12 protein-coding genes are annotated in these 12,408 nt (G+C 36.7%); 1 reads left to right on the top strand and 11 read right to left on the bottom strand.

Annotated elements, in window-relative coordinates; all coding sequences use genetic code 11:
* Positions 1-75: 75 nt before the first annotated feature.
* The 8 genes from QM867_RS08580 to QM867_RS08545 all read right to left on the bottom strand — a co-directional run bounded on the left by QM867_RS08580 (position 76) and on the right by QM867_RS08545 (position 8,419).
* Positions 76-861 carry an ABC transporter permease gene (locus tag QM867_RS08580; protein ID WP_414315571.1) on the bottom strand — a complete coding sequence of 262 codons (786 nt, stop codon included), beginning with the start codon at positions 859-861 and terminating at the stop codon, positions 76-78.
* A gap of 1 nt (position 862) precedes the next feature.
* Complete coding sequence (locus QM867_RS08575) at positions 863-1,681, bottom strand: ABC transporter permease (RefSeq protein ID WP_414294296.1); 819 nt, start codon at positions 1,679-1,681, stop codon at positions 863-865.
* 1 nt (position 1,682) lies between these two features.
* Positions 1,683-2,675, bottom strand: a complete 993-nt coding sequence (locus QM867_RS08570; protein ID WP_414315570.1) for an ABC transporter ATP-binding protein — start codon at positions 2,673-2,675, stop codon at positions 1,683-1,685.
* 400 nt (positions 2,676-3,075) lie between these two features.
* On the bottom strand, positions 3,076-3,408 hold the full coding sequence (locus QM867_RS08565; RefSeq protein ID WP_414315569.1) for a type II toxin-antitoxin system RelE/ParE family toxin: 333 nt from the start codon (positions 3,406-3,408) through the stop codon (positions 3,076-3,078).
* Positions 3,405-3,710: a type II toxin-antitoxin system RelB/DinJ family antitoxin gene (locus QM867_RS08560; protein ID WP_315639589.1), complete on the bottom strand. Its 306-nt coding sequence runs from the start codon at positions 3,708-3,710 to the stop codon at positions 3,405-3,407. The genes QM867_RS08565 and QM867_RS08560 overlap by 4 nt, the downstream gene beginning before the upstream one ends.
* A gap of 532 nt (positions 3,711-4,242) precedes the next feature.
* Entirely contained in the window at positions 4,243-4,815 is a 573-nt protein-coding gene (locus QM867_RS08555; protein WP_414294292.1) for a hypothetical protein, read from the bottom strand.
* Positions 4,816-4,847: 32 nt separating this feature from the next.
* Positions 4,848-5,933, bottom strand: a complete 1,086-nt coding sequence (locus tag QM867_RS08550) for a DUF6287 domain-containing protein (protein WP_414315568.1) — start codon at positions 5,931-5,933, stop codon at positions 4,848-4,850.
* On the bottom strand, positions 5,933-8,419 hold the full coding sequence (locus tag QM867_RS08545) for an SEC10/PgrA surface exclusion domain-containing protein (RefSeq protein WP_414315567.1): 2,487 nt from the start codon (positions 8,417-8,419) through the stop codon (positions 5,933-5,935). The genes QM867_RS08550 and QM867_RS08545 overlap by 1 nt, the downstream gene beginning before the upstream one ends.
* A gap of 141 nt (positions 8,420-8,560) precedes the next feature.
* Here QM867_RS08545 and QM867_RS08540 point away from each other — a divergent pair, with 141 nt between their 5' ends.
* On the top strand, positions 8,561-8,896 hold the full coding sequence (locus QM867_RS08540; RefSeq protein WP_315639596.1) for a helix-turn-helix transcriptional regulator: 336 nt from the start codon (positions 8,561-8,563) through the stop codon (positions 8,894-8,896).
* A gap of 503 nt (positions 8,897-9,399) precedes the next feature.
* On the opposite strand, the gene QM867_RS08535 is transcribed toward QM867_RS08540, so the two are convergent.
* From QM867_RS08535 to vncR, 3 genes are all read right to left on the bottom strand, one after another.
* Positions 9,400-10,281: a class II fructose-bisphosphate aldolase gene (locus tag QM867_RS08535; RefSeq protein WP_001019005.1), complete on the bottom strand. Its 882-nt coding sequence runs from the start codon at positions 10,279-10,281 to the stop codon at positions 9,400-9,402.
* Positions 10,282-10,425: 144 nt separating this feature from the next.
* Complete coding sequence (vncS, locus tag QM867_RS08530; protein WP_414315566.1) at positions 10,426-11,748, bottom strand: sensor histidine kinase VncS; 1,323 nt, start codon at positions 11,746-11,748, stop codon at positions 10,426-10,428.
* On the bottom strand, positions 11,745-12,401 hold the full coding sequence (gene vncR, locus QM867_RS08525) for a response regulator transcription factor VncR (RefSeq protein WP_414315565.1): 657 nt from the start codon (positions 12,399-12,401) through the stop codon (positions 11,745-11,747). Before vncR ends, vncS begins: the two co-directional genes overlap by 4 nt.
* Positions 12,402-12,408: the final 7 nt, after the last annotated feature.

Here is a 12,408-nt window from a genome sequence, read left to right as displayed (position 1 = left end):
TAAGGAAGGATGTCAAGAAATTTTCATCACAATTAAAAAAGCCTGTCCTGAGACAAGGCTTTGAGATTCTTCCTTTTAAGAACCCGCACTTTCGTAGGCATCTAAGCCCCTATCCCAAAGTTTAAGGGAAATGACAAAGAAAACAAGGGAAATCAAAATCAAACCTCCGATGTTAAAGATTACATCCTTATCCTGCAAGAAATAGCTGGCAGGATAGTAGGCCGTAAAGGCGAAAGGAACGATAAAGCTAATCAACCATCGAAGAAATGAATTGTAAATGGAAATCGGGTACTTGGCAAAATCATTAAACATATAAAAAATGTAAATCATAGCTCCTGATTGCTTGGTCCAAAAAGCGATGCTGGCTGTCGCGATTTTCAAGGAAGTATAAATCAAGGTCGCAAAAGGAATACAAACTAGGAAAAGCAGGAATTTTGGAAGCGTCCAAGCAATGCTAGTCACCGTTGTTCCCAATAGAATGCCACCGACCAAGAGCTCACCCAAGGCATCAATCTGAAAGGTCTCAACTAGGATGTGAAAGAGAGGATTGATAGGACGGGTCAGATACTTGTCAAACTCACCTTTTCGCACCAAGCGTTGCCCTAGCGCCCAGAGATTGTCAAAAAAGAGATGGTCCAGTCCCTTGGGAATCAAGGAAAATCCATAGATAAAGGCGATTTCTTGAAAAGTCCAACCTTCTAGTGATGGAATGTGTTGAAAAATGACATTGAGAAACAAGAGGTTCAAGCCTTGAGTTAGAAAAACTCCCAGCACACCAACCACAAAATCCACCTTGTATTCCATGATTTGTTTGATGTATTGTCTGATAAAAATCAGATGCATACGTTGATATTTTTTCATACTAACCTCCCTGAATGGTAATAAAGGACTGGACTCGTTTCCAAATCAACTGAGACAAGCCCATCATCACTAAGAGCCAGAAGAATTGCAAAGCGAGTGCCTGAAGAATCTGACTGGCATCGTATTTCCCAACAATAATCATGACTGGCGTGTAGATCAAAGATGAGAAAGGCAGGAAGGATAGAATATCTGCAACAACCTTTGGAAAGAAAGCCAAGGGAATCAAACTTCCAGACATAAAGGCTACCAAGGAAGTCTTGAGTAAATTGGAACCCCAAAGATTTTTAAATACAAAGGCTGAAAATCCAAAGCAGATATTAAAGAAAAAGTTAATCAGATAAGCCAGCGTTAAGCTAAAAAGATAAAGAACAGTTAAGCCCAACATTTCTACGATTCCTTGTCCAGATAAGATTTTCATCAGCACAATGACACTTAAAAATGGAAGTCCAACAGAGATAAAAATCAACCACTTAGACCCAAGCTCGGTAAAGAGATAAGAGGCCGCAAAATGAACAGGTCGCAACAAACGCATGATAATAGAACCATCCTTAACCTCTTCCCCAATCATGAAAGAAGAATCTGACTTGGACAAGAGATTGGTCACAAAACTCATGATGATGTAGAGGGTGATATCTGCCATACTGAAGCCCTGAATCAAGGACTCCTGCGAGGAATCAAAGACTGCCTTCCAGAGATAAAAGGCCACAAAAGCCCCCATGACATCGCCAATCCTATAAAGAAGAAAGTTGACTCGATAGGTAATCAACTCCTGAATCCCTGCATTGATAAAGGGTTTATAACGTCTCCACAATTTGGCCATCTTAGAGCTCCTTTCGGTAGAAGCGACGGATAATATCCTCAATATCCGTATCCACCATCTTCAAATCGCGGATTTCAAAATCAGACAGAGTTTGCTTGATAATGTCCGCCGACTGGTAGCGTGAACTATCAAATTCAATGTTGAGGCTATTTCCTTGTCTATCAATAGACATATCAGGTAGGCCTTCATAGTGAGAAGCGAGATGACTTTGCCCTGGCACTAATTCAAAGGATAGAGTCTTCATCTTGCCAAAGGTCTCCTTAAGCTGGCTCACCGTTCCATCAAAAATCTCCTGCCCCTTGTCAATCATGAAAATCCGATCACAAAGTTGCTCAATATCACTCAAATCGTGAGTGGTCAAGAGAATGGTGGTCTCTTCCTCTTGATTGATCTGGGTGATGGCGCGACGAATGTTGTCCTTGACCGAAACGTCCAAACCAATGGTCGGCTCATCTAAAAAGAGAACCTTAGGATTGTGGAGCAAGGAAGCTGCAATATCTGCCCGCATCCGTTGACCAAGTGAAAGAGTTCGCACAGGATCCTTGATAAATTCCTTCAAATCCAAGACTTCATTTAAAAAGTCCATGCGCTTATGAAAGAGCGAATCTGGAACATCGTAAATCTCTTTCAAGACCGTGTAGGTCTCTTGAAGAGCCAAATCCCACCATAACTGAGTACGTTGTCCAAAGACAACTCCAATATCCTTGACATAATCTTGGCGATTGTCCTGTGGAATCTTGCCGTTAATCCGACAAAAACCAGATGTCGGTTTCAAAATCCCTGTCAGCATTTTAATGGTTGTCGACTTCCCTGCACCATTTGCTCCGATAAAGCCTAGAATCTGGCCCTTTGGTACTTCAAAGGTCAAATCCTTAACCGCTTCAAAGGTCTGCTTTTCAGGATGAATAAAGGAGCGCAATGCCCCCTTCAAACCTGGTTCCTTAACAGTCTTCACAAAATTTTTCTGAAGATGTTCCACTTCTATCATTGCCATAAATCTCTCCCTATAGCAAGGAATAGCAACATTGTATTTTTGACTACAAATCTTCTAAATCCTTACTTTCTACACCTTCTCAATATTATTACAGAAAGCTTTATACCAACCTATTATAGTCCAATAAAAACTAGAATGCAAGCGTTTGCCTAAAGTTTATGAAATTGGAGATTTCTCTCTTAAAATAATACTTTTATTCAAAAATTCTGGTTTGATAGTCTCCTTGAAATACCAAAAAACCTGCCATTAGGGGCAGGTTGCTGTTTTATATGGTGCAGCTAGATTAAGCTTTACCTTCTTGAACCTACTGAGCAGTGTCACATGTTTTTTAGAAAGCTTTAACTACGATTTTATATAAAGTGCCATGAAATAGAATATAATCTGACTAAATACGTATACGTCAATCGGATTTGTTCCCGATTTCAAACAGTAATATGTCCAAGCTACTTGATTGATGTAACACTCTCAAGATGGTAACTGTATCCTTATCAAAGCGATAAAACACTGAATAATTTTTTACTAGTAGTCGTCTAACTTTAATATCTAAACTGAGCAATTCTTCTACAATAGCGCATCTTTCAGGAAATATTTCTAAAGTTTTAATCCCTTCTGCAATAGCTTCAAAGTGATTCATGGAAGTTTTCGGTGATTGAAGCTCATCTGCAATATAATGATAAATGGCTTCCATATCACTTTCAGCTCTTTTTAAAATATTAATGGTTATTTTAGTCATACATTCCGTTCCTTAAATTCTTTAAAGAACTCATTGACCGATCGAACCTGACTGTTTTCTGCTTCATGATAAGCTTCAACCATCATTTGTCCAAATCGTTCAGCTGTCATTTCCTCTACATTCACTGATGAAGGTGCGTCTGGCAATGCAATATCAAAAGGGATTTTCTTCGTTAATGATACTTGTTTCAATAATAGTGTAACTAATGTTGACATCGGCATCCCAAGCTGCTTCAAAACCTGTTCAGCTGATTGTTTATCTAATTCATCAACTCGAACACTAATTGTAGCTGTTTTTCCCATTCTTATCACCTCACTTAAGATTTGTACTGTAATTGTACATCAATTTGCATTACTTGTCAATTTAATGTTTTTCTGAAAACGAAATACCACTATTACACTGTTGAAAGATTAGGCATCAAAAAAAGTGGTTATACAGAAAACTATTGATCATGTAGCGCTCTCGTAATCCTAACCCCTAAAGGTTTCAAGGACCTACTGGTTTATCGAATATTATGGATATAGAAACTAAAATGATAAGAAAAGTCTCATTTATTAAAAAATGAGGTCGTAATTTTTTCCTGACCTCATTTGTATATTTACCCCAAAAACATGAATTCTGAGGGACATTTACCACTTATTGATTTTTATAATTCATCAATTTATTTACAAAACATTAAAAGATTTTGTAGACATATATGACATTGATTTTAATTGACTAGGCTACAAAGTTTCTATGCCTTAATAAGCAGTCATTTTCTGAAATAATTTTGACAATCTGGAATTAAGAATATTTTCTTTCATTTCCTTCTGATACACTAAGAGAAATCGTTTATTACTTTCTAGTATTAAAAGCTGAAATAACAGAGCCGACAGCTGCAACACGTGCTGAACTAGCAATATCATGCTGCAAAGCGCGAGTTTCTTCTTGAATAGAAAGTTGATTTTCTTGAAATTGTTGTGTTTCTAAAAGATTATACGCCTCCTGCAATGTCAAAGCACGTCCTTCTTCAACCAGTTTATAAAGACGGTAAGTATCACTATAATTATAAAATTTCTCTGGAAAATTCTTTTTCCCATTAATGTACCCTGGTTGACTAATTTCTGTATTATGTAATTTCTGAGCCTGTTCCAGTTCCGCTTCTGCTGGTTGTATCAAAAATAACTGACGACCACCAAATAATACAATTCCTATCATCAGAAATACAAAACGTTCCAAACCTCTACCACTATCAGTAATCAAAATTAGTAAAGTAAGTACAAACATTGCAATGATAGTTTTTCCTAAGAACTGCTTAGCTTTCGTTAACTTAGCTTGTTTTTCTTGTAAATTTTTCAAAGTTACTGCTACTGGAGCTGTCAACTCACGTTTATCTTGTAAGTATTGTAAAATTTCCTCTCTCGTCATTTCCATTTCCTTTTCTTTATACTAACTCCCACTCACGGTTCATAAAGAATTTGTCCGTCTTCTTGTAAGATTACCCCGTTTTGATAGACCCAAACTACAGAACCATCTGTACTATGAACTGCATTATAGGGGATTTCATCTGTCATACCGTAGTTTCCTGCAAATACTTCACGCTCTTTAAAACCTAGCTTTTCGTTTGCATAATCAACGGAGGACTGTCCACCACTTAACCAAACACCAGTATTACGCCGTTTACGTGCATCTTCTCCACTACGTTTCACAGTAGTTCCTGTCGTATCTAAAAGCTCCGTGCTCATCTTGTAGTAAAAATCATTTGCATCTGAAAATATACCTTGTTGTCCAGTCCAGATTCTATCTTTTGAACTATCAGAAGCATCATGTTTTCCATCTACTCCATCTGGAAAAACTGTTCCACTGGGCGCCAAGTAAATCATTGAACCAGTAAATCCATGCTGTAAACTAGCCTTTAAAATCCCTCCTTCAAGAGTAGAACGATTTGTATTCAAGCGCGTATCTTGTGGCTCGACAAGACCTTGTCGATCAAATTTCAAGACTTTTCCGTTAGCATTCTGCCACGTTCCAACTAGACTAGAAAACTCTCCTGACTGGATAGCAGTCACATCCAAAGACTTCGAGACCCCTTCTTCTTTAGAACTAGTGTTTTGCGAGCTGTTGTTAGTTGATGATTTTGTTGACGTTCCAGCATCTTCACTCCGAGTTGAAGAAGATTGCTTTTCTGATTCTTTTTGACCATTTCCGGTTATTTTTTTCATTACAACTGAATCTGAGGTAATCTTTAAAGCTCCTGAATTTTTCGGTGTTAAAGTCAGAGTCTCCTCTTTCATTTCATAAGATAAGCTTACTTCGTCATCCCTATATGTTCCAGTTAACTCCTTATTTTTAGAATCAACAGATAGATCCACATTATCCTCAAAAACCAAGGCATTCATTCTCAAAGATGCTACTTTACCTTTAATCTCCAAGCGATATGAAACTATCCCATTTTTCCCTTCATAAATACCGTTAAGATTCTTACTACAACCTGTTAACAAAACTAATAAGAATATCAATGAAACAAATATACTGACTCTTTTCATTATCTATCCTCTTTTTTACGTTTTGAAGGTGTTACTCCAAGTAAGCCAAGTGCACCTAGGCCAATCAAGGTTAAAACAGAGCTTGCACTACCAGTTTTTGGCAATTCTTTATTTCTAGCTACACGGCTATAGCTAACAACCTGATTCGCACTTTGAATCTCTTTTTTCCCTTTCAGATTTTGATCTTTACTATCTTTCACATCTGTTGATGGTTTTAGTGTTGCTTGATATGCGTCATATTGAGCTTTAATTACTTGATATTCATGAGTGGCTTTATCAAGCTCGTCGATTTCATGTTTCAAGTTAAGCTCACTTGTATGTTGGAGGTCTAGAGCTTTTTCATACTCATGTGTTAGCTGATTAAGTGTATGTTTAGCATCTTCTAATCGTTTAGGTGCATTTTTCAATGCCTCAACTTTATCTTGTGCAGTCTTAAGTTCTTGTTTTGCTTCAGTTAATACGTTTAATGTAATATTAAAGTTTTCTTTAGCGTCAGTCAATTGTTTAACGGCTTCATTATAACGTTTTTCAATAGCTGAAAGATTATCTTTACGAGATTTTAATTCTTTCTCATCTTGACTTAACTTTTCTTTAGCTGTAAGTAGATCTTTTTCTTTTTCTTCTTTTGTTTTAGAAATAGATTTAAGTTTTTCTTCTGCAGTTTCTTTTTCAAGTTCAGCTTTACGAAGGTTATCTTTAGCTAATTCTAGTTTTGTTACTGCATCAGGAGTCTGTTCTTTAGATTCCTTCGCTTTGTTAAGTGCTTCTTTTGCCTGTGTAAGAATGAGACCTGTTTCTTGAGCCTGTTCTTTTGCAGTTGCTAATTCTGCTTGTTTTTCAGCTAGTTCAGTCTTTGCATTAGAAAGAGTAACTTCTGCATTCGTAACTTCAGTCTTTGCTTGTTCAATACGTTCAACAGGTGACGCAACTTTAATTTCAGTAGTATCGAATTTAGATGGATCATCAATATAATCTGGTCGAACTAATTCGAAATGTACTTTACCTACTGCTAACCCATGACCAATCGCAAGACCAAAATATGCAGATTCATTTCTATAGCCAACAGTACTTCTAGCATGTTGCCATTCATATCCGTTAAACAAGAATGCTTCTAATGATTTATAAATTCGTCGTTTAGCTTCATCCATTGTTTTAGTATCAAATTGATCAGCATTTACACCCAAGTGTTTGTATTCATTTTCGTACTCATCATCATTTAATCCATATGAAAATAAGTTTTCATAAAATTGAAGTTTTCCACCAGTTGTTAGACCAAATTCACGTGCAACTTCATTGATAACTTTAACATCATGCCCATCATCCATTTGATAACCATTTGCTTCATCTCTACGTACAACTGTATTTGCAAATTTAAGAGAGTCTTTTGTAATTGTAACAAGTGGTGAACCATATTGCTTACGTACTTGATTAATCAAATCAGCTGCAAATTGTGTTAACTCTAATTGTTGATCGTATGTTAAATTTCGAATATCAATATTTCGAGTTTTGTCAACTTCATTTGACTTGTATTCGTTTTTATCACCAACAATTTCATTAATACGTTTCAAGGTTACTTCATCATCTTCTTTTAGTGCTTTAATATATTCTTCACTAAGAGTTAATGTATTTACAACTTGATTTGTTAATGTTTTTAGCGTTGTAGTAGCATTAGTAAGTGTTTGTTGCGCATCTTGAACTCGTTGTTCTGCTACCTTAACCTCTGCTTCTTTGTTTGTTACTGTATTATTTGCAATAACATTATTGGTTGTTGCTTGGGTAACTTTTTCATCTAAGATATTGATTGTTTCATTACGTTTTTCATCAGCTTCTTTTGCAATTTCTACTTGATGTTCAGCTACGGTAACAGCTTCTTTTGATTGCTCGACAACTGTGGTTGCTTGAGTAAGCGCATCAGTTAATTCACGTTCATTTGTATGATGAATCGATTCTTCAATTTCTTGAACACGATCTTGTGCTGATTGAACAATATGTTCTTGTTCGTTTACTTGTTCAGTTGCTTGTTTTAGTTTTGTTGTTTGTTCGTCAACTGTTTGCTTAGCATGGGTTACTTGATCTGCTGATACAGAATGTTGCATTGTTGCATTTGTAACATGGTCAGTAGCATTTGTCAGTTCAGTCTCCGCTTTAGCGATTGATGTATCAGATGCATGTTGAGTTTCTTCTGCATCTTGTACATTTTGTTTGGCTACTGATACTTGTTGCTCAAGTTCTTTTACTGTTTTATTTACAGTTTCATTTTCTGTACGTGCATTTTCAACGGTTTGTTCGGCATGTTTTACGTTTTGTTCTGCTTGATTAACTTGTTCTTTTGTAATTTCTACGGTTTTAGTTGATGTTTGCTCAGTGACTACTTGAGAAGAAAGTCCTTGTTCAGTTAATTCCTTAGCATTGACATCTTCAACCTTTGCTAGGCTAGCAGTAACAAGTGCAGCTGCTGCTAAACTCCATTTTGTGCGTTTATCCATATTTCACTCCTTATAAGTCGTTCTTCCATTAGTTTAATACAAAATACCTATTTTGTAAAGTGATTTAAGTATAATTTTAACTCTATAGAGGGGATTTGTGGTGATAATTTAAGAGTTACAATAGAGAAATTAGGGGATTATATGAACAAATACACATTACAAAAACATATCTCTCTTCGAATCCGACATTTAAGAAAGCAGAAAAAAATGACACAGTGGGAGTTGAGTGAGAAAGCCAATCTAGGTATTAATTATATCTATAATATTGAAAATAAAAATTTAAATATAAAATTAGAAACGTTAGAGAAAATTATCATTGCTTTGGAAGTCACTGAAGCTGAATTTTTTAACTTTTTTAATCAAGAAGCTGATTTTGAGACGTCAAAAACATTTGAACTGATTTCTGAACTACCCATTTCAAAACGAAAAAAACTACTTGATGCTATTAACCTCATCTTAGAAACTTTAGAAGAATAAAATGCTAGACTTTTTTATCTAGCATTTTTCTGTTGACACTTCAATTTTATAGTGTGTTGAATAAACAATAGTACAGTCTGGCTTCTAAAATATTACTAGAAATTGATTTGATTTTCCTAGTCAATTTGTTCAGATTTTATTTCATTACACTATATATCTGATAAAAATATGATTCAAATTAGGTCGATGCATCCTTGATGTAACTAGGTTACTGACTTTATCAGTTTTATATAAAATTTAAGGCAGTTCTTCAAGTTGACTTTGTTAGTCATATGAAGTAGGTTAGATAAAAAATTAAATCTACCATATAAGTTAGTGAATATTCCCAAAATGAAACGCATATTATCAAGTTTTTTACCACCTGATAATATACGTTTTTCTGATTTTAAAGACTTGTTTATCAACATCTTTGATTTACATTTATTCTCACAAGTCTATAAAACATTAAATTGAAAAAAACCCACCTTCACAGGCAGGTTTCTGTTTTGTATTGTTCAGCTAGATTAAGCTTTACCTTCTGAACCGAATACGTCGATACGTTCTTCAACTGATGCTTGGATAGCTTTTACACCGTCAGCCAAGAATTTACGTGGGTCGAAGAGTTTTTTCTTGTCGTATTCTGCCTCGTTTGCTTCGTAGTCACGAGCAAATTTACGAGTTGCGTTAGCGAATGCGATTTGGCATTCAGTATTAACGTTAACTTTAGCAACACCAAGTTTGATAGCTGCTTGGATTTGGTCATCAGGAATACCTGATCCACCGTGCAATACGATTGGGAATCCTGGTACAGCTTCAGTCAATTTTTGCAAGTGGTCAAGGTGAAGACCTTTCCAGTTTGCAGGGTAAGGACCGTGGATGTTACCGATACCAGCTGCCAAGAAGTCGATACCAGTTGCAACCATTGCTTTAGCGTCTTCGATTGGAGCCAATTCGCCATCACCGATGATTCCGTCTTCTTCACCACCGATAGTTCCAACTTCAGCTTCTACTGATACACCATTTGCATGAGCAAATTCTACAACTTTACGAGCTTTTTCAAGGTTTTCTTCAACTGGAAGGTGTGAACCGTCAAACATTACTGAAGTATAACCAACTTGAATACACTCAAGTGCATCTTCGTAGTGACCGTGGTCAAGGTGGATAGCTACTGGTACAGTGATACCCATTGATTCAACAAGGTTAGCGATCAAGTTGCGAGCAACTTTATAACCACCCATGTATTTAGCAGCACCCATTGAAGTTTGGATCAAAACTGGAGCTTTTTTAGCTTCTGCTGCGCGCAAGATAGCTTGAGTCCACTCAAGGTTGTTTGTGTTAAATCCACCAACTGCATAACCGTTGTCACGAGCTGCTTGGACAAATTTTTCTGCTGAAACGATTGCCATTTTATCAGGCCTCCTGTATATTTTTATGGGACATCCCATTTACATTGTTCATTTTATCACTTTTTAGCAAAAAAAGCTAGTTTTTCCCGTAGTTTCGATTGAATTTCTTCTATTTTTAGATATGTAAACCTTTTCCCACTTGGTCTAATCCTTGTTCTGAGGCAGGTTCATGTAAAATGCCAAGTGGTCGTTATATCTTTCGAAACGATAGTCGATTTCTTCATTTTCTAATAAACTTTTAACTACGAAGAGTCCCAAACCAGCTCCCTTACTTTGTCGACTAGAAGCCGTAAAGGATTGTTCAAATTTATCTTGTTCCTCAAGTGTACAACTGTTCTCAATAAATATCCAGCCATCCTTATCACCGATTTTGAGATAGCCACCTTGGATAGAATGCTTCACCGCATTACTGATAAGATTGGAAAGAATCAGCTTGAGTACTGAAGGATTTAGATAAACGTGCTGATCAGTTAGCTGGTTCTCTACTGAGATTTTTCTCTCCTTGGCTAACAAGTCATAGTCCTTCAATAGAAGATTGGTCATATCAAGAAGATTGATTTCTTCCTTCTTATCTCGCAATTCCTGTACCGAAGAAAGGGATAGGATTTGCTGGACATGATGACTTAAATCATCCACAATACCCAAAGAAACTCCCAGATAATGGTCTCTATCTTTATAACGTCCGATATTGGCTTGCATATTCTCCAGAAGAATCTTCAGACTAGCTAGAGGTGTTTTCAGTTCGTGGGAAGCTCCTCGCAAAAACTCAACCTTCATCTTTTCTAGTTGGAGGATGGCTTCATTTTTCTCATGCAAATCTGCAATCACAGTCAAGAGATGCTGATAAAGACTATTGATTTGTTCCTTGAGATCCCCAATCTCATCCTGGGAATCCACGCGCAAGCGTACTTGAGCATCCAAGTCCATCATCCGTCGAGTTACTCGCTTGATTTCCAATATTGGAGCTACGATTGTTCTCGCATAGATATAAGCAATCAGGAGTGAAATAATGAAAGAAGCTAACAGAGTATAGGGTAGAAATTGCAGACTCATATCTTCTGCTTCTTTCTGCAAATCCATAGAAGCTAAAAACTGTAAGGTCATCGTCTGACCATCCTTAGTTTGAACTTCTCTTTCCTCAATAACCAAGGAGGCCGTCTGTCGATCTTTATCAATGGGAAGATTGTCCTTGACTTCCAACTTATCCTGAGTCATCTCTCCCTTAACAGCTCCCTTAATATCACTGCTTTTAGAATAAAGTTCAAGGACTTCCTGAATAGCTTGACTATCTTTGCCTTGGAGAGACTGGGCAATTTCTGTAGCCTTTTGCCCGATGCTTTCCTGACGGTGACTGAGATAGATCGGAGGAAAGAGAAAATAGATGGCCAAATGCAAACAAATGACCAAGGTTGAAAATATCGAGAAGGTATAGATAAAAATCTTTTTAAATAAACCTGAACGTCTCATTTTCTCTCCAATTTATAACCGACATTGCGAACGGTAAGAATACAATCTAGATCCAATTTTTTTCGTAATTCCTTGATATAGACATCGATAACACGGTCAAAAGGTACCTCATCTGTCAATTTCCATACAGCATCGATAATCTGAGACCGAGTTAAGGCTCGACCTTCATTTTTGACCAGATAGTCTAAAATTTCCAGCTCTTTTGCATTCACAGCAACTTCTTGTCCCGCCACACTAGCACTATAGCTTTCAAAGTCTACCTTAGTATCCTTATAGGTAAAGATATGATTAGTATCATAATAACGTTTAAAAATAGCATCCACTCGTACCTTTAACAAAGATAGGGAGAAAGGCTTTTCCAGATAACCATCTGCTAAAGCTGCAAAGGCGCTCATCTTATACTCCTCATCCTGAAAAGCTGTTAGCATCAAGACTGGAACTTGGCTGGTCTTACGGATTTCTGACAAAACCTCTAAACCATTGAGTTTGGGCATTTGAATATCTAGGAGAACCAAGGCAACTTGGTGATTTGAAAATTGTTCCAAGGCTTCTTGACCATCTGCAGCCTGAATGGTTTTATAGCCAAAATCCGTCAAATAGTCACTAATTCCCTCACGGATCATGTCTTCATCTTCTACAATTAGAATATTCATATAAATC

It is taken from the genome of Streptococcus infantis, assembly GCF_047463635.1.
GTDB lineage: Bacteria > Bacillota > Bacilli > Lactobacillales > Streptococcaceae > Streptococcus > Streptococcus infantis_W.
This window is presented reverse-complemented; position numbering and strand designations above follow the sequence as displayed.